The organism is Planococcus maitriensis (assembly GCF_003289925.1).
Taxonomy (GTDB): Bacteria; Bacillota; Bacilli; order Bacillales_A; family Planococcaceae; genus Planococcus; species Planococcus maitriensis.
The window spans coordinates 247572-264868 of sequence record NZ_QLZQ01000003.1 but is presented as its reverse complement, the minus strand read 5'-3'; the positions used below and the strand labels follow the sequence as shown (position 1 = coordinate 264868).

At 51.1% G+C, this 17297-nt stretch carries 17 protein-coding genes; 5 read left to right on the top strand and 12 right to left on the bottom strand.

Going from position 1 to position 17297, the window contains the following annotated elements:
- Positions 1-11 precede the first annotated feature (11 nt).
- From DP119_RS09735 to DP119_RS09720, 4 genes are all read right to left on the bottom strand, one after another.
- The gene (locus DP119_RS09735; protein WP_112233003.1) at positions 12-1229 is read right to left on the bottom strand and encodes an MFS transporter; all 1218 of its coding nucleotides are present in this window, start codon (positions 1227-1229) and stop codon (positions 12-14) included.
- 99 nt (positions 1230-1328) lie between these two features.
- Positions 1329-2273, bottom strand: a complete 945-nt coding sequence (locus DP119_RS09730) for a DUF4003 family protein (RefSeq protein WP_112233002.1) — start codon at positions 2271-2273, stop codon at positions 1329-1331.
- Positions 2274-2326: 53 nt separating this feature from the next.
- Positions 2327-3136: a zinc transporter ZupT gene (zupT, locus tag DP119_RS09725; protein WP_112233001.1), complete on the bottom strand. Its 810-nt coding sequence runs from the start codon at positions 3134-3136 to the stop codon at positions 2327-2329.
- A gap of 92 nt (positions 3137-3228) precedes the next feature.
- Positions 3229-3879 carry a uracil-DNA glycosylase gene (locus DP119_RS09720; protein ID WP_112233000.1) on the bottom strand — a complete coding sequence of 217 codons (651 nt, stop codon included), beginning with the start codon at positions 3877-3879 and terminating at the stop codon, positions 3229-3231.
- A 165-nt stretch (positions 3880-4044) separates the two neighbouring features.
- On the opposite strand from DP119_RS09720, the gene DP119_RS09715 reads away from it, so the two are divergent.
- Both DP119_RS09715 and DP119_RS09710 read left to right on the top strand, forming a co-directional pair.
- Positions 4045-4386, top strand: a complete 342-nt coding sequence (locus DP119_RS09715; protein ID WP_112232999.1) for a P-II family nitrogen regulator — start codon at positions 4045-4047, stop codon at positions 4384-4386.
- A 12-nt stretch (positions 4387-4398) separates the two neighbouring features.
- Positions 4399-5682 (top strand): ammonium transporter, encoded by a 1284-nt coding sequence (locus tag DP119_RS09710; RefSeq protein WP_112232998.1) that lies wholly within the window; start codon positions 4399-4401, stop codon positions 5680-5682.
- A 67-nt stretch (positions 5683-5749) separates the two neighbouring features.
- On the opposite strand, the gene DP119_RS09705 is transcribed toward DP119_RS09710, so the two are convergent.
- From DP119_RS09705 to DP119_RS09675, 7 genes are all read right to left on the bottom strand, one after another.
- Positions 5750-6409: a phosphatase PAP2 family protein gene (locus DP119_RS09705; protein ID WP_167399212.1), complete on the bottom strand. Its 660-nt coding sequence runs from the start codon at positions 6407-6409 to the stop codon at positions 5750-5752.
- A gap of 133 nt (positions 6410-6542) precedes the next feature.
- The gene (locus tag DP119_RS09700; protein ID WP_112232996.1) at positions 6543-7304 is read right to left on the bottom strand and encodes an iron ABC transporter ATP-binding protein; all 762 of its coding nucleotides are present in this window, start codon (positions 7302-7304) and stop codon (positions 6543-6545) included.
- Complete coding sequence (locus tag DP119_RS09695) at positions 7301-8251, bottom strand: iron chelate uptake ABC transporter family permease subunit (RefSeq protein ID WP_112232995.1); 951 nt, start codon at positions 8249-8251, stop codon at positions 7301-7303. The genes DP119_RS09700 and DP119_RS09695 overlap by 4 nt, the downstream gene beginning before the upstream one ends.
- The gene (locus DP119_RS09690; RefSeq protein WP_112232994.1) at positions 8244-9194 is read right to left on the bottom strand and encodes an ABC transporter permease; all 951 of its coding nucleotides are present in this window, start codon (positions 9192-9194) and stop codon (positions 8244-8246) included. Before DP119_RS09690 ends, DP119_RS09695 begins: the two co-directional genes overlap by 8 nt.
- A 542-nt stretch (positions 9195-9736) precedes the next feature.
- Positions 9737-10612, bottom strand: coding sequence for a DUF6612 family protein (locus DP119_RS09685; protein WP_112232993.1), 876 nt, complete (start codon positions 10610-10612; stop codon positions 9737-9739).
- A 179-nt stretch (positions 10613-10791) separates the two neighbouring features.
- Positions 10792-12063, bottom strand: coding sequence for a GTPase HflX (gene hflX, locus DP119_RS09680; RefSeq protein WP_112232992.1), 1272 nt, complete (start codon positions 12061-12063; stop codon positions 10792-10794).
- A 102-nt stretch (positions 12064-12165) separates the two neighbouring features.
- Positions 12166-12879, bottom strand: a complete 714-nt coding sequence (locus DP119_RS09675) for a VOC family protein (protein WP_167399211.1) — start codon at positions 12877-12879, stop codon at positions 12166-12168.
- Positions 12880-13082: 203 nt separating this feature from the next.
- On the opposite strand from DP119_RS09675, the gene DP119_RS09670 reads away from it, so the two are divergent.
- Positions 13083-14633 carry a BCCT family transporter gene (locus DP119_RS09670; protein WP_112232990.1) on the top strand — a complete coding sequence of 517 codons (1551 nt, stop codon included), beginning with the start codon at positions 13083-13085 and terminating at the stop codon, positions 14631-14633.
- Positions 14634-15040: 407 nt separating this feature from the next.
- A complete protein-coding gene (locus DP119_RS16040; protein ID WP_205853867.1) occupies positions 15041-15295 on the top strand; it encodes a VOC family protein in 255 nt (84 codons plus the stop codon).
- Between the two features lies 1 nt (position 15296).
- Here the strand turns inward: DP119_RS16040 and putP are convergent, their stop codons facing one another.
- A complete protein-coding gene (gene putP / locus DP119_RS09660) occupies positions 15297-16820 on the bottom strand; it encodes a sodium/proline symporter PutP (RefSeq protein WP_112232989.1) in 1524 nt (507 codons plus the stop codon).
- A 110-nt stretch (positions 16821-16930) separates the two neighbouring features.
- Between putP and DP119_RS09655 the strand changes: the two genes are divergently transcribed.
- A complete protein-coding gene (locus DP119_RS09655) occupies positions 16931-17293 on the top strand; it encodes a DUF2188 domain-containing protein (RefSeq protein WP_068871925.1) in 363 nt (120 codons plus the stop codon).
- Positions 17294-17297: the final 4 nt, after the last annotated feature.

Here is a 17297-nt window from a genome sequence, read left to right as displayed (position 1 = left end):
CCCGCGTTCCCTTATTCCAATTCCATCTGTTTCGTTTCGGTCCCAAGGAAGGCGACCGCCAATGCGCCGATTAAAATCGAAACGCAGAAAATCGCAAAAATGACATTGATGCCAAATCCTGCCGTCAGCATCGAACCGACCAGAATGGGGCCAAGAATGCCTCCGACTCGGCCGAAAGACGCCGCCATGCCTGTTCCCGTGGCACGGATGACTGTCGGATATTGCTCAGGAGAGTAGGCGTAAAGCGCTCCCCAAGCCCCGAGGTTGAAGAATGATAGGAAAGCACCCGATACCAATAGCGCCGTGACAGTATCCGCGTTCCCGAAAGCCAAAGCGGAAGCAGCTGTCCCGATCAAATAGGTCACCAGCACAAATTTCCGGCCAGCGCGTTCAATGAGCCAAGCCGCCGAGAAATAACCCGGTAATTGCGCCAGCGTCATGATCAGCACATATTGGAAGCTTTGGATGAGCGGGAATCCTTTCATCACCATGACACTCGGCAGCCACAGGAACATCCCGTAATACGAGAAGACCACAGTGAACCAGACGATCCACAGCATCATCGTCGGGCGCCGGTAGGTTTTTGACCACACCTCCCGGATATTGGTGGAAACGGAGCGCAGCACATCTTTTTTAGCTGTGAACTGAGGCGAATCCGGTAGATTGATCCGGAGATATAAAGCGTAAAACGCAGGCAATGCCGTCAGCAAAAGCGCTATCCGCCAGCCAAACTCAGGAATGATGAAGTACGAAATGATTGCAGCCACCAGCCAGCCTGCAGCCCAGAAACTCTCCAGCAGGACGACGACCCGCCCGCGGTCTTTTGCCGGGACACTTTCCGACACCAAAGTCGAGGCGACCGGCAATTCCCCGCCAAGCCCCATGCCGACGAAGAAACGCAAGACCAGGAATGCGGCCAGCGTCGTAGTGAAGGCTGAAATGCCGCTAGCCAGCGAGAACAGCAATAAAGTGATGATGAAGATTTTCTTGCGGCCGACACGGTCGGCATAAATCCCGAAAACGAACGCCCCGACCGCCATGCCGATCGAATTGATGCCGCCGATCCAGCCCATTTCCTGGGAAGTGAGGCCCCAATCTTCGTGAAGGGCGGCGATGATAAACGCCAGGATCCCAACGTCCATCGCATCGAACAGCCAGCCGAGTCCAGCCACGCCCAATAGTTTTCGCTGTGATACAGGTTTTGTGTTTTTTTCTGTCGCAGTTGCCATATTCTTTCCCCTTGTCTTGACACTTGTCTGTTATTTTTTACACCCTAACTATAACGCTACGGACTTGAAGTGACAAGGGATGGCCCTGCAGCTTCGCGATTAGCTCCCTGAATTATTCGAAGAAGCGATTACCGCACTCATGCCGAGCATCATCGCTGCCTGCTGCGCTTGCATGAGCAGTTCTACAGAAGCCGCAAATACCGATGCTTCACTTTCACGCAGCCCCACTGATTGCGCCATGGTCAATTGCACGGCCGATGGCAAGACCCACCAACCGTACCAGCGGAATAATTTCGAAGCTTCCAGCTCGCGGAACATTTTCACCACCGCAGCAAGCGCCTCTCCATCCGCCTCCGCAATGGCCAAGAAACCCAATACCGGATAATGCTCCCCGCGCACTTTTATCTTTTCCGCTTTCAGGAAATCCCGGATGGCAATGACACGTCCCGCCACTTCCGGCTGGAACGCTGGCGAGCCGAAGGTCATGGACTGGCTCAGCCATTGGAGATGATTGCCGGCTGAAAACCCTTGAGGGCGCAGTTCTTTGTAATAACGGTTCATCGTTTCCGCGCGTTCCTGGATATCCCCTTCCCGATTGGACAGCAATACGACATACGGGATGTCTTCGCTTGAAGTGAGGAAAGGGTGATGGGTTTTCATCGCATCATACAATTCCCTTGCGCATTCCGCTTCGCCGGGCGATTTCATCATCAAGCCCGCGAGGTATGTATAGGAACTCTTCCAGAACTTGACGTCGTTCAGCGCCTGCTGATTGGCATTGAGTTTAACCAATCCGTCTTCTGCCGGCTCATCGCCGAGCACGAGATATGCCGCCACAATGTGGTGGAGATGCGCGCGCAGCGGCGACATGAAACCCTCTTTCTTTTTGATGAGCTGGGACACTTCATGGTGGGCATCCGCATCGAATTCACGCCCCCGGCTCAAATAAATCATCGTGACCGCGAGCGACACTTGCTTGTCCGTCGCCCATCCGAGTGCTCTTGAGACTTGCCCGTAAGCTTCTTCGATCTTTTTGGCTTCCATTGAAAAACGCCTCCTTGACCAGTTATACGGTCAAGGAGGCGCGAGGTTTCAAGTTACGCAAGCAAGACAAGGCTGAGAGCCATGACCGCCATTCCGGCAACCAAGCCATAAATCGACAAATGGGCTTCGTCATAGCGCTTCGCCGCCGGCAATAATTCATCCAGCGAGATAAATACCATGATCCCCGCGACACCTGCGAAGATGATGCCGAACAATGTGTCGCTCAAAAAAGGCATCAAGAACAGCCAAGCGGCAATCGCCCCGACCGGTTCGGATACTCCTGAGAGAAAACTGTATTGGAAGGCTTTCTTGCGGCTGCCCGTCGCGTAATAAATCGGCACCGACACCGCGATGCCTTCCGGAATATTGTGGATCGCCACCGCGATTGCAATGGCGATGCCGAGCGCAGGATCCTGGATCGCTGACATAAATGTCGCAATGCCCTCAGGAAAATTATGGATGGCGATGGCCAGCGCCGTGAAAATCCCCATTTTGCGAAGCCTTGCATATTCATCATTGGTCGGGCCATCGTCCATATCTTCTACAGTGCGCACTTCATGTGGATTCCCCATCTGCGGCAGTATCCGGTCAAGCACTGCCATGAAGACCATGCCCCCGAAAAATCCGGCGAGCGTCAGCCAGTATCCCGCCGTTTCTCCTTGGGCAGCCGTCAGCGAATCTTTCGCTTTAAAGAAAATCTCGATCATGGAGACATAAATCATGACCCCAGCCGAGAAACCGAGCGACACTGACAAGAACTTCGTATTGGTGCGCGAAGCAAAAAACGCGATCAAACTGCCGATTCCGGTTGCAAGTCCCGCAAAAAGCGTTAAGCCAAGTGCAAATAAAACCGTACTGTCCATAAAGCCAACTTCCTTCCGGTAGTAATGAATAAGCCTATTCTACTCCAGAAGTTTCCTTAGTACAACTTTTTTCAACAAAGAAAGATTTTCCATTATTCATTCACTTCATTGCGCAGTAAACGGCCAAGTTTCTCCCAATCCGCATCCTTGTGCTCGCGGACTGCCGGGTTATAGAAAACGCTCGCCGGATGGAACGTCGGAAAGATATGGTAGCTCTCTTGTGTTTTTAAGAACGTGCCGCTGTCTTCATCCCAATAAAGGATCGGTGTTTCCATCAACGTCCCATGCAATTGCATGATCTTTGCCTCACGCCCGACAAGGCGCTGCAGGCCGATATTGCCTAGCGTCACAATCAACGGTGGCCTTACCGCGCGGATTTCTTCATCGAGAATCGGCGCATGGGCGATGATTTCCTTCTTATTCGGCGCCCGGTTGTATTTCCGCTTGATCACTTCGCCGCTCCGAGTTCGCTTTTCTCCCCATTTGTACGGGCGGCTCCTCACAGCGCTAGTGATGTAGACGTCTTCCCGCTCAAGGCCGATCCCTTCCAAGGAAGCCATCAATTCTTTGCCGGCACGCCCTGTAAACGGGATTCCGGTTTCCACTTCGCTCTCGCCAGGCGCTTCCCCGACCAGCATCAAAGCCGGCGCTTCCGGGCCACTCCCCCAAACAAAACCTTCCACCAGAAAATCCGCGATGCGCTTTTTCCCCATCTCCGCTAGCTCTTGTGAAATCCTATACATTCAAATCACCTTTTCTTTTATGAAGTCAAAATTTATTTTCCGTTGGATACCGCCAATTGCAATCGCTTCCACGTTAGTAAACCTAACATGAAATAAAAATAATACTTGCGTTGTCAGAAGATATTGATTAATATGTTAACAAACCTAACATAAGGAGGAATAAAGATGAAAAAGATTGAAACTATCATTCGCCCTTCCGTTTTTGCCGACGTCCGGCAAGCCTTGGCGCTTGAAGGAATCGACGGGCTGACCGTGACTGAAATCGCAGGAATCGGCAAACAGGAAGGGCGTGTCGGCTTGTTCCGGGGGAATGCCTACCGAATGGAATTTTCCCCAAAACTGAAACTCGAGATGGTCGTCGAAGATGAAAAAGTCGAAGACATCGTCCAAGCGCTCCTCGACTATGCCGCCACCGGTGAAGTCGGCGATGGGAAAATCTTCATCCTGCCTGTAGAAGAAGCCATCCGGATCAGAACAAAAGAACGCGGCTCCGTCGCGATTGGATAAGGGGAGATAATTATGGAAGCTGTACAAAGTTCAGTCGATATGCTGTGGGTCATGCTCGGTGCAATGCTCGTCTTTTTCATGCACGCCGGGTTCGCCATGGTTGAAACCGGGTTCACTCGTTCTAAAAATACCCTTAATATTTTGATGAAAAACATGATCACCATTTCGCTTGGGTCCATCCTTTATTTTATCGTCGGCTATGCGTTGATGTTCGGGCCTTCGTCGTTCGGCTTGATCGGCACGGAAGGATTCGCCTTAGCGGGTGTCACCGATATCGGATTCTTCGTGTTCCAGGCAGTATTCGCCGCCACCTGTGCGACAATCATCTCGGGCGCTGTCGCAGAGCGCATGCACTTGGCTGCTTATATCTTGCTCACCGTAGCCATGACAGCCATCATCTACCCGATTGTCGGCCACTGGGTATGGGGAGGCGGCTGGTTATCCGAAATCGGCTTTATCGATTTCGCCGGCTCTACCGTCGTCCACTTGACCGGTGCCGTCGCCGCCTTTATCGCAGCTTGGAAAATCGGGCCGCGCCTTGGGAAGTATTCCGGCAAGACCGTCAACACCATTCCGGGCCATAGCTTACCGCTCGGCGCGCTCGGCGTCTTTATCCTTTGGCTTGGCTGGTTCGGCTTCAACGGCGGCAGCACGCTCGCAGCAGATCCTGCGCTCGTTCCGCCCGTCATCGCCAACACCTTACTCGCGGCATCCGCCGGTGTTTTGGCTACGGCGCTTTACACCCGCTTCCGCTATGGCCGCATTGACGGTACCTTGACGATGAACGGTGCACTTGCAGGGCTTGTCGGCATCACTGCCGGCGCTGCCAACGTCTCGTTCCTCGGCGCCATCTTGATCGGTTTGATCGCCGGCATCATCATGACAGAAGCTGTCCACCTATTGGATACGAAAATTCGCGTGGACGATCCAGTGGGGGCTGTATCGGTTCACGGGATTGCAGGGATTTGGGGAACTCTCGCGATCGGATTCTTCGATGTGAACGGCGGATTGCTTTACGGAGGAGGAGCTGAAATTCTCGGCATCCAAGCAGTCGGCGTACTGGCCGTCATCGCTTGGGCATCCTTGGCTACCGGTGCCGTCCTTCTATTGATCAGCATCGTGACGCCGCTGCGTGTGACAGCCGAAGAGGAAGAGACCGGTCTGGACTTCGCGGAACATGGTTCGCAGGCCTATTCGATGCAAGACGTGCTGCGCGGTTCATCCGACAGAGCGGATAATTTTGCAGACCGCCTGAACCAGCTCGGCGAGGAACGGCCAGCTTCAGGCAAAGCATAAAACAGAGAGAGAAAAACTTGGGGTCCTCAATAGAAAAACGAACGGAGAAAAATTCTCCGTTCGTTTTTTATTGCCTTATTTTGCTCTCCCGGCTATCTTCCAGTTCCTCAGCACCCGCATATCGGCGCTTGCGGAATTGCCGCTCCCTCATTTCATACCAGATGGCCACCAGGACGAATAAGGTATAACCAAGAAACAGCCCTGCCAACACATCCGACAGGTAATGCGCGCCGCTAGCCACTTGCGATAAGGCCGCGAGCACCGTCAACGATACCGCAGCCAGCCAGATCACCAGCCGGGCCGTTTCAGTCACTGCCCGTCCGCCGAGGAAATACGCCAGCGTGAACAAATACAATAAGCCGACCATAGCGTGATCGGACGGAAAGCTATAGGATGCCACCTCTTCGGGAAATTCCGGCATCGGGCGGGCAAACCATTCCTGCAGCAATCGATTCAACGCGTTCCCTGCACCGACCGTTAAAAAGACGAAAAGCATGCCCCGGTAATTGTGGCGGAATGCCCAAAGGAATACGAGAAGCAGGAAGCTCGCAGTAAAGATCAACCATTGCTCCCCGAGGAACGACATGGCCTCAAGCCACCCCATCGCGCCGAACAGCGAAGCTGCCCGTTCATCCAATTCACGGACTTGTTCCCGCTGATAATAATAAAGTATGCCGAAAAACCCGAGCAGTGTCGCCATCGCCAACGGATAAAAGATTCGCTTCATACTTGCACCTTCTTCCTTGCCGCATCCATAGGGCATTTTGGAAAACCATCCGCAACCAATAAAAAACCCGCATGGAGTACACTTCCACACGGGTTCTGGATTTCCTTGTTTTCGCATTCAATAACTTCCACTATCAGGAATTGAAATACACGCAAATCCGGCAATTATTCATTTGCTGGATCGGGATATCCATGTCATAGATTTCCTTCAAAGCCGCTGACTGGATAATTTCTTCTGTCGGGCCATCCTTGACGACACGGCCGTTTTTCAATGCCACAATCCGGTCGGAATAGACGGAGGCGAAATTGATATCGTGAAGCACGATGACGACGGTTTTACCGAGCTCATCGACGAGGCGGCGCAAGATTTTCATGATTTGCACCGAATGCTTCATATCCAGGTTGTTGAGCGGTTCATCGAGCAGCACATAATCGGTATCTTGCGCGATGACCATGGCGATGAAAGCGCGTTGGCGCTGGCCTCCGGACAATTCATCCAAATAGGAATGCTGCATGTCCCCAAGGTCCATATACTCGATTGCCTGGTCGACCATCTTCTCGTCCTCTTCATTCAAGCGGCCTTTCGAATACGGGAAACGGCCGAACGACACCAATTCACGGATCGTCAAGCGCACGTTCATGAAATTCGACTGCTTCAGGATGGAGACGCGTTTTGAGAATTCATTGGATTTCATCTTTTTCGTGTTGGTCTTATCGATCAATACTTCCCCGGTATCCGCATCCAACAGGCGGCTGACCATTGACAGAAGCGTTGATTTCCCTGCGCCGTTCGGGCCGATGAACGAAGTGATCTGCCCGCGCCGGATATCGACCGATACATTTTCCACGACTTGTTTCTTTCCATATAATTTCGTCAGTTCACGGACTTGGATCATTTAGACCGACTCTCCTTTAATAGCAGATAGATGAAATAGACGCCGCCGATGAAATTGATGATGACACTGAGCGTCGTATTGAACGTGAAGACATGTTCGACCACCCATTGCCCTCCGACAAGGGCGATGATGCTGATGATGCTTGCACCGGCAATGACAATTGAATGTTTATAGGATTTGAAGAATTGGTAGGACAAATTGGCGACGATGAGCCCAAAGAACGTGATCGGGCCGACCAGCGCAGTGGCAATGGCAATCAGTACCGCGGCCAGTATCAGCATCTTCTTGACGAGTGCGTCGTACCCCACCCCCAAGTTCACCGCCGTATCCCTTCCCAAAGACAGCACATCGAGCGAAGCGTTGTTGCGCCAAGCCAAACCGATCAATACGACAATAAAGAACAACGATGTCCAGACCAAGTCGGCATTGACATTATTGAAGCTCGCAAACATCCTGTCCTGGACGATCTGGAACTCGTTCGGGTCGATCAGCACTTGCAAGAAGGTCGAGACGCTCCCGAAAAAAGTGCCGAGAATGATGCCGATCAATAAAAGGAAGTAAATCGGCTGGTTGTCTTTCTTAAACAGTAATTTATAGAACAATAATGCAAAGATGACCATGACAGCGATCGACAGCAGGAAATTCACTTGTTTATTGATGATCGTGATATGCCCCGACCCCAAGAAGAAAATCAACAGGGTCTGCAGGAGCATATACAGCGAATCCAACCCCATAATGCTTGGGGTCAAAATGCGGTTATGGGTGATTGTCTGGAATACCACCGTCGCATAGGCGATCGCCACGCCGGTCAGTACCATCGCGAAGACTTTCACGCCTCTTCTTGGCAATGCATAATCGAAGCTGCCATTCAAATTATCGAATAAATACAAACCGCATGCTGCAGCGGCAAGCCCAATCAAAATCCATAATTTATGTACGTCACGCATATGCTTTCCTCCTAAACAACATGATCAGGAAGATGAAGCTTCCGATGACGCCCACCATTAAACTGATGGTGATCTCGTATGGATAAATCAAGACGCGTCCAAGAATGTCGCAAATCAACAGGAAAATCGCCCCGAGCATCGCGGTGTGCGGCAATGTCTTTTGGAGGTGGTCCCCTTTGAAGATCGAAACGATATTCGGGATGATCAACCCCAGGAACGGGATCATGCCGACCGTCAAGACGACCGTTGCCGTGATGAGCGCGACCAGCGTCAAACCGATATTGACGACACTGCGGTATTTGAGGCCGAGGTTCTTCGAGAAATCCTCACCCATGCCCGCGACCGTAAAGCGGTTGGCGTACATATAAGCGATGATGAACACGGGTACGCTTATGTAAAGAAGTTCATAGCTGCCTTTCATGACCATTGAAAAGTCGCCTTGCAGCCAAGCCGACATGTTCTGGATGACGTCTGCCCGGTAGGCGAAAAAAGTCGTGATCGACGACAGGATATTGCCGAACATCAAGCCGATAAGCGGAATGAAGATCGCATCCTTGAATTTGATGCGGTTGAGGATTTGCATGAACAAAAAGGTTCCGGCGAGCGCAAAGAAAAAGGCGACAGCCATTTTTTCGATCATCGATGCGTTCGCAAACAACAGCATCGAAACGAGAATCCCGAGGCGCGTCGCATCGAGCGTCCCGGCAGTTGTCGGCGAGACGAATTTATTGCGGCTCAGTTGCTGCATGATGAGCCCCGCCATGCTCATGCCCGCCCCTGCAAGTAAAATAGCGACCAAACGCGGAAAGCGGCTGATGAGGAAAATCTGTGTTTCTTCCGATTGGAAATCAAGGAGATCCAGCGGGCTGATGCTGCTGACCCCGACAAACAGGGAGATGAACGACAGAAGGATCAATACGGGTATTAGAATACGTTTTTTCATGTAATGCCGCTCCCTATCTACTGCTATTAACAATTGAGAATGATAATGATTATCAGTGGTTAACTGTATTTTAGTATAGCAGTATAAAAAATGGCGTCAAGGGATAATTGAGAACTCTTTTCATTAAGAATGCCGGCGCTTTGAAATGTTCACTTGTTTTTCAAATTTAGCGATTGCCTTGCTTGAGCAGGACAGCTCTTGTGGAGTCGCTTCTTGAATTGGGAACCAGGGTGTGTCGAGGGATTTGGCTTCACTTATGGAATTGCCGGCCTGCTTTGGGTTGGCCTCCTGCATCAAGTCAGGGAGAGCGCCTGTCTTGATGCTTCGGCTCACCCTTGGCGCTGGACGGCTGAGACATTCCATTGATTGAAGTGCGTTTAGCCAGATCTGCTTCTTCAGGTGTTTCCGGCTAGTGGGGGAATCGCTTCTTGGATTGGGAATCAGGGTCTATACTGGCATCGGGCGACGCTTCTGGATTCTCTGCTATGCACGTGTTTCAGCGCACAAAAAAAGCAGAGGGAACTTCACTCTGCTCTCAATTATCAATATTCGATTTCCTGCGCTTGCTCCAATACTTCCGACGGGATTTCGATCGGCTCGACGGCATTGTAGTCGCTGTAATCCACTTGCATCTGCGATTCGATCGCCATCATTTCGCCGCGCACATCGACGTCAAGTTCCATATCGACTTCCATGCGGTTTGCTAAATAGGTTTCCTTGTCCAGCGTGATGACGTAATTCACGGAATGCACTTCCAGGTCTTCCGGAGCCAATGGGGCTTCAATTTCCATCTGGCCCAGCGTTTTCTCCAATTGTTCGTCCGTCAGTTCCTGGAACTCTTCTCCCGAGGCATCGAGCGTCAGGATATAGGCTTCGCCCGTTTCCTCCAGCACGAAATCCTCTTCGAACTCCCCGAGTTCATCCAATTGGCGCGCAGGGTCAGCAGATTGCTGCCCGGCAATCGACTTCATGTTTTCGTGCATTTCTTCTGGCATTTTCAGCCACATATCGACAGAAGTCTCGTGCATGTATAAGCCCTCTTCCGTCATATACATTTCCGTAAGCATCGGGTTGGTATTGTCGATATCTTCCGATACAATGCTGGTCTCGCCTGTTTGATGAAAGGCCAGGGGCTCATAGGTCATTTCCATTTCAGAATCCACCGTCATGTCGATTTCCATGCCGTCCGGCTGCATCTTCATCTGTTGTTCGGTATTCGACTGTGCGCGCAAGCTTTCCACTTGCTGCGAAGCCTCCACCGCTTCAGCGTAAACTTCCGAAGCGCTCTTCGTTTCTTCCGGAGCTTCCTGTGCAGGATTCCCGCTCTCTTCTTCAGTCGTCGGTGCTTGCGCATCGCTGCATGCGCCAAGGCCGATGACAGCGGCGCCGGTTCCTATGGCTGCCACCCATTTTCTCATGGCGTTCACTCTCCTTATAAAGACTTGTCGTACATTATACAGCATTCAGCCCTTACTCACAGTTTACCCAATTTACAGCCGGTTAATTGCCGGCCCTGAAGAATATGGGTTCTCCGCAAGAAAAAGCCGGAGAGTTTCTCCAGCTTTTCCGTGTTTTCGTGTATTTGCATATAGGCTGATCATTTGCCGACGACAAATTGTTCATAGCGGTCATAATCTGCGCGGCTCAATTCCACGGTGACCAGCGTACCTTCTTCACCATATTCGGTTTCTTTGATGCTCGCATGGTCGTTCAAATATGCGACGACGTCCCCGCGCCCGAATGGGATTTCCATGCGGCATGTGACGTGATTCGCAAAGAGCCGGTCACGGATGCTTTCTATCATTTCATCGAGCCCTGCTCCCTCTTTCGCTGATATCCACACAGCATCCGTGCTCTTTCGTGGATAAGCGACACCGGCGAGGTCCGATTTATTATAGACATATAAAGTCGGGACATTCTCGACACCGACTTCCTGCAGCGTGGCATCGGTCACTTCCATCATATAATCGTGCTCATCATTCGAGACGTCGACGACATGGAGCAGCAAATCGGCGTTGCGCGCTTCTTCAAGTGTCGAACGGAATGCTTTGACCAGATGGTGCGGCAAACGGCTTACAAAACCGACCGTATCGGACAGCAAGAATGTCTTATTATCTTCCAGGCGGATTTGGCGGATGGACGTATCCAAAGTCGCGAACAGCATGTCTTTCTCGAACACCTGCTTGTCGACATCCTGTCCTGTCCTCGAGAGCAAGCTGTTCATGATCGTCGATTTTCCGGCATTGGTATAGCCGACGAGCGAGACGACCGGCATGCCTTTTTTCAGGCGCTGTTTGCGCTGTGTGACGCGCTGTTCTTTTACTTGGTCCAGTTCCCGCCTGAGCTTGGTGATCTGGTCTTCGATTTTCCGGCGGTCAAGCTCCAGCTTGGTTTCCCCGGCACCGCGGTTAGCAAGCCCACCGCTGCTCGCACCGCCTTGGCGGCCGAGCGATGCGCGTAAGCCCACAAGGCGCGGCAGCATATACTGGAGTTGCGCCAATTCCACTTGCACTTGGGCTTCGCGCGTGCGGGCGCGTCTTGAGAAGATGTCCAGGATAAGCATCGTCCGGTCAATCACTTTGCATTCCAAGTCTTCCTCCAGATTGCGGATCTGGGACGGCGACAGTTCATCGTTAAAGATGATCAGATTGGCATCCGCTTCTTCGTACAATACTTTCGCTTCATCGACTTTTCCCGCGCCAATATAATGGGCAGGATTCACGCGCTCCAAGTTCTGGTGCAGTTCGCCCACCACTTCGACGCCCAATGCTTCCGCTAAATTCCGCAATTCTTCCATACTGTATTCGAAATGGGTATCTTTCTGCAATTGCACACCCACGATAATCGCTTTTTCAATGAATTGTTCCATCCCTTGTTGCCTCCTATCGGCAGAATCTCGACTCCGCCCGGTCCCTTATGGCTTCATCAATTTGAGGTTTCCTTCTATCCTATCACAGTACCACGCCCGCCCCTATCCGAAACTCGGCACCTGGTAGCTTCCCTGCTCAAAAATGATTTCCTGGCCGGCCGACTCGAAACGCACTTCACGCAGCCGTTCTTTCCCTGTGCCCCGCTCGAATGCAAGCCGGCAATTTTCAAGTGAAATGGATCCCCCCAACAAGCTTTTCCATTCCGCTTCACTTCGCGCTGGGTCTTCCACCGAGAAAACAAGTGCATCCAAGCGCAATTTTTCATTGAACTCCGTGATGGCGCCCTTCTGTTTCAATCCGGCAAAACGTACTTCGTCCGGCTCTTCCCACTCAATAAAGAACGGCAACGGCAAAGCTGAAGAAATCGGCTGGTCGATAAAGAGCAAACGCCAACGGATAGTCTCACCCGCATCAGTCAGCCGTTCGGAATCCATGGGCCCGATTGTCGGAAACCCACGCCCTTCGATTTGTTTCGCTAATTGGTCGAGGTTATCGGAACGCAGGCAGACGGTACCGAAGCCTCTCCCGTCATGGCGCAGCTGCCGGACAAGCGGATGTCCCGAAGCTTCGGCTACGTTCCCGTCTTCAACCGTGAGCCACTCGATGTAATAATCCGGCCCGTACATAAGGGCATTTTGTGTTCCCCAGTTTTTATGGCTGCCTCCTGTAACCGCGTGAAAACCTGCATCATTCCAAAATGTGCTGCTCGCTATCGGGCTAGTGCGGGTAAAATGGATGATATGGTCCAACTTCATATGCCAACACTCCTTCTTTTTATCCTTAGACTGCTTCCTTCTATATAAATATAATAACCTCTGGCGGAGATGATTTACTGTGTATATGGTCACTTTTCTCCTATAGATTCTGATTTTTCCGGGAAATGGGTGGTTTTTAGGCATCATTTTCGATACGCTAGGGTATAGGAAAAGATAATCATCATATTTCAAAGGAGGTCATCATGGATAAGAAATTATTGAAAAACCCCGTGTTTATCATATCGACAGCCGTGATCCTGCTGTTGGTCCTTGCTGGGGCATTTATGCCGATCCGTTTCGGCGAAGTCGCCGGCACCTTATTTAACTTCACCACCTTAAACTTCGGTTGGTTCTACTTACTCGCTGTCTTCATCATTACCCTTTTCCTGATTATCATCGCTATTAGCAAATACGGCAGCATCCGGCTCGGAGCCGACTCTGACCGGCCGGAATTCCCGTTCTTCACTTGGATCGGCATGCTATTCTCGGCCGGTTTCGGTGCAGGCCTCGTGTTCTGGGGCGTTGCTGAACCGATGAGCCATTTCTTCACCACACCGTTTGGCACTGAAGGGCAGACCGAAGAAGCCGCACGTATCGCGATGGGCTATTCGTTCTTCCACTGGGGCATCAGCCAATGGTCGGTCTTCGCCATCGTCGGCTTGGTCATCGGCTTCCTCCAGTTCAGGCGCAAAAAGCCTGGCCTGGTCTCCACTGCACTTGAACCGGTATTGGGTACGAAACCGGTAGTCAAGCATACGATCGATTCACTCGCAGTCATTGCAACCGTCATGGGAATCGCGACTTCACTTGGCCTTGGGGTCCTGCAAATGAACGGCGGCTTGAACGCCGTATTCGGCATCGACAATGCCTTCCCGATCCAATTGGCGATTATCGGCGTTATGTTCGCTGCCTATACCCTATCTTCTTCTACAGGCCTTCATAAAGGAATTGCCTATTTAAGTAACTTGAACTTAGGTTTGGCACTCGTATTGATGGTCTTCGTTTTCTTTGCGGGCCCGACAGTCTTCATCATGGACACGTTCACGCTCGCAATCGGTGATTATATCACCAATTTCGTCCAGTACAGCTTGCGTATGGAGCCCTATACCGGCGGAGAATGGGTGCTCGGATGGACCATCTTCTACTGGGCTTGGGCAACTGCCTGGTCTCCATTTGTCGGGGCGTTCGTTGCGCGGGTCTCCCGTGGGCGCACCATCCGCGAATTCGTCTTCGGCGTGCTGGTCATTCCGCCAGCGATCGCCTGTGTATGGATCGCCGTCTTCGGCGGTACGGCTTTATGGTATGACCTGAACGAGCAGTCGGGCATCGCGGAAGCGGTCAATGTCGATTTGACTTCCGCCTTGTTCCAAACCTTTGACGTTCTTCCATTGTCGACCATCATGTCCGTATTGGCGATTTTGCTGATCTTTACCTTCCTGGTGACATCAGCTGACTCCGCTACATACATCTTGGCGACCATGACCAGCTTCGGCAGCTTGAACCCGCCGACTTTGTTCAAAGTTATCTGGGGCGTTTTGATGTCAGCGATCGCAGCTGTCTTGCTATACGCTGGCGGGCTTAGCGCCTTGCAGACCGCCTCGCTCATATCGGCCTTGCCGTTTACGGTGCTGCTGCTCCTGATGCTTTGGTCATTCACCAAGATCATCCGCGGAGAGTCGCCGCCGATCCGTAAATCGGAACTACGCCGCTTCCGCCGCTTGGAACGTGAAGCGAGAAAACAACAGAATAAATAAGATCGAAAAACAAAACTGCCTTAAAAGCTCATGCACCAGAGCCTTTAAGGCAGTTTTTCATTGCATAAGCTGATACCGGCTTCGCTTGGACATTGAAATAAAAACTGATTATTCAATCAATAATTATTTACTTTTTCCCAAAGAGACTATAATAAAATAAAAAAGGAATGTTTGTTCGCTTTTTACCTATCGATTGAAAGGGGTTTTCACGATGACTGTCAATGTCTATATGGTCTTTAATGGCAATTGCGAGGAAGCTGTTGAGTATTACGGACAAGTATTCGATACTGAGCCCGGAGAACTCTCCCGGTTCGGGGATATGCCTTCTGGGCCTGGCCAGGAACTGCCTGAAGAGATGAAAGAGCGGATCATGCCATGCGAGCTTGGATATCTACGGAAGCACTGTCATGTTTTCGGATGCCATGCCAGGCGTCCCTGTTGAAATCGGCAAGAACATCAATGTAGCTGTCGTATCGGATGACTTGAAAAAAATGACGGCGGAATTCAACCGCCTTGGGCAAGACGGAAAAATTCAAATGGAGCTGCAGGAAACGTTCTGGAGTCTCGGCTACGGCAAAGCGGCTCGGGGCGACAATGCATCCTGGATAATAAGCAATAAAAATAGGCTATCCTCATTGTGTGAGGATAGCCTATTTTCATAAATTATTTCTTATCTTCTTGAATCAAACGCTCTGTTTCATCGAATTCCGCTTCGATTTCAGCATTCGGTTTGTAAGTCATCAAGCTGACAGCCCATGTAACCAACCAGCTGAGAATGAAGCCTGGAATGATTTCATAGACGCTGCCGATGAAGTTTGTAAGTTCAGTAGCCCCGGCTTCATCAGGGGCTGTACCAACCAAGTCCCAGATGATGACAGTGATGGCACCGACAATCATACCGGCAAGCGCACCTTTAGAAGTAAGCTTGCGCCAGAATAGGGAAAGCAAAATGATCGGGCCGAAAGCGGCACCGAATCCAGCCCATGCATAAGCGACCAATCCAAGAATGGTATTGTTCTGCTCCCATGCGAGTGCTGCAGCGATGACAGCGATGACAGCTACGGCGATTCGGCCGAGCGTGACATAGCCTTTAGCGCTGGACTCTTTCTTAAAGGCAATTTTATACAAGTCTTCAATCAAGGCAGAAGAGCTGACGAGCAATTGGGACGAAATCGTACTCATTATCGCTGCCAGGACTGCCGCCAGGACGAAACCTGCAACTAGCGGGTGGAACAGTACTTGGCTCATGTCCAAGAATACCGCTTCCGGGTCAACCAAGGTCGCATCCGGGTTTTGCTGGAAATACGCAATCCCCACCAATGCCGTACCTGTGGCACCAATAAGGCTCAAAATCATCCAGCCCATGCCGATGCGGCGGGCAGAACGAACTTCCGCTAAAGTTTTGATTGCCATAAAACGGACGATAATATGCGGCTGGCCGAAGTAACCAAGGCCCCACGCTACGGCAGAAATGATGCCGATCGTGGATGCTCCCGACACCAGGCTCAGCATGTTCGGGTCGACTTCCCGGATGCTCGCTGCTGTCTCACCGAACCCGCCGGTAACGAAAATCCCGACAACCGGCACTGCAATAAGCGCCAGGAACATCATGATTCCCTGCACAAAGTCCGTGTAACTGACGGCGAGGAATCCACCGAATAAAGTATAAGCGACAACTACCACCGAGCCTATGACCAGGCCGAGATGGTAATCCATTCCGAATGAACTCTGGAAGAATAGCCCAGAAGCTACCATACCGGATGAAACGTAGAATGTGAAGAAAATCAAAATGATAATACCTGAAACGATTCGCAAAAGGCGCGAGCGGTCTTTCAATCGATTTTCTAAGAAGCTTGGGATGGTGATGGAATCACTGGTGACAAATGAGTAGATTCGCAGACGAGGCGCAACAAAGAACCAGTTCAGGAAGGCACCGATCGTTAAGCCGATGGCGATCCAGACTTCCACCAGGCCGCCAACGTAAATAGCCCCTGGCAAACCGAGCAATAGCCATCCCGACATATCGGATGCACCGGCGCTGAGAGCCGCTACGGATGGCCCGAGTCCCCTTCCCCCGAGCATGTAATCGGATAAGTCAGCTGTCTTCTTATACGCATACCAGCCAATGAATAGCATAGCCGCTAGGTAAACGATTAAGGCTATGATTTGATAAGTTGTATCTGTCATGACATCTCCTCCTTATTAAACACTTTAACATACTGAGCTTATATGAAAAGGGGGCGATTGTGTTTTATTTCCTATTTAAATGGGGATAGAAAGGCAAGGAGGCGATAAATATGCCGTGGAATAAGAATGATTACCCAGATTCCTTCAAAAATTTGGATGAAAATGTCCGCAATAAAGCAATTGAAATCGCTAACGCTCTCTTGCGGGATGGTTACGAAGAAGGCCGCGCTATACCGATCGCTTTAGACCAGGCACGTGACACCGTGCAAGGGGACAGTGAAGCACCGGTTTACGAAATCCGGAAGCATTCAGAAGGCTGGCAACTTAAGAAAAAAGACAGCAAAAAAGCCATCCTCATTGAAGAAACGAAGGATGACTTGATGGATGAAGCGAAGCGTTACGTCAACCGCAATAACGGGGAGCTTCATATTTACGCGGAAGATGGCTCGTTGCAGGAAAAGCTATACGATTGATAGC

What these genes read in the sequence shown, in the direction of transcription:
- DP119_RS09685 (WP_112232993.1), bottom strand. Translation starts at nt 10,612, where the DNA reads ATGAGAAAATGGGTGGCAGCCATAGGAACCGGCGCCGCTGTCATCGGC.
- DP119_RS09690 (WP_112232994.1), bottom strand. Translation starts at nt 9,194, where the DNA reads ATGAAAAAACGTATTCTAATACCCGTATTGATCCTTCTGTCGTTCATC.
- DP119_RS09695 (WP_112232995.1), bottom strand. Translation starts at nt 8,251, where the DNA reads ATGCGTGACGTACATAAATTATGGATTTTGATTGGGCTTGCCGCTGCA.
- DP119_RS09720 (WP_112233000.1), bottom strand. Translation starts at nt 3,879, where the DNA reads ATGTATAGGATTTCACAAGAGCTAGCGGAGATGGGGAAAAAGCGCATC.
- DP119_RS09675 (WP_167399211.1), bottom strand. Translation starts at nt 12,879, where the DNA reads ATGAAGTTGGACCATATCATCCATTTTACCCGCACTAGCCCGATAGCG.
- zupT (WP_112233001.1), bottom strand. Translation starts at nt 3,136, where the DNA reads ATGGACAGTACGGTTTTATTTGCACTTGGCTTAACGCTTTTTGCGGGA.
- hflX (WP_112232992.1), bottom strand. Translation starts at nt 12,063, where the DNA reads ATGGAACAATTCATTGAAAAAGCGATTATCGTGGGTGTGCAATTGCAG.
- DP119_RS09735 (WP_112233003.1), bottom strand. Translation starts at nt 1,229, where the DNA reads ATGGCAACTGCGACAGAAAAAAACACAAAACCTGTATCACAGCGAAAA.
- DP119_RS09700 (WP_112232996.1), bottom strand. Translation starts at nt 7,304, where the DNA reads ATGATCCAAGTCCGTGAACTGACGAAATTATATGGAAAGAAACAAGTC.
- DP119_RS09715 (WP_112232999.1), top strand. Translation starts at nt 4,045, where the DNA reads ATGAAAAAGATTGAAACTATCATTCGCCCTTCCGTTTTTGCCGACGTC.
- DP119_RS16040 (WP_205853867.1), top strand. Translation starts at nt 15,041, where the DNA reads ATGTTTTCGGATGCCATGCCAGGCGTCCCTGTTGAAATCGGCAAGAAC.
- DP119_RS09710 (WP_112232998.1), top strand. Translation starts at nt 4,399, where the DNA reads ATGGAAGCTGTACAAAGTTCAGTCGATATGCTGTGGGTCATGCTCGGT.
- DP119_RS09670 (WP_112232990.1), top strand. Translation starts at nt 13,083, where the DNA reads ATGGATAAGAAATTATTGAAAAACCCCGTGTTTATCATATCGACAGCC.
- DP119_RS09705 (WP_167399212.1), bottom strand. Translation starts at nt 6,409, where the DNA reads ATGAAGCGAATCTTTTATCCGTTGGCGATGGCGACACTGCTCGGGTTT.
- putP (WP_112232989.1), bottom strand. Translation starts at nt 16,820, where the DNA reads ATGACAGATACAACTTATCAAATCATAGCCTTAATCGTTTACCTAGCG.
- DP119_RS09655 (WP_068871925.1), top strand. Translation starts at nt 16,931, where the DNA reads ATGCCGTGGAATAAGAATGATTACCCAGATTCCTTCAAAAATTTGGAT.
- DP119_RS09730 (WP_112233002.1), bottom strand. Translation starts at nt 2,273, where the DNA reads ATGGAAGCCAAAAAGATCGAAGAAGCTTACGGGCAAGTCTCAAGAGCA.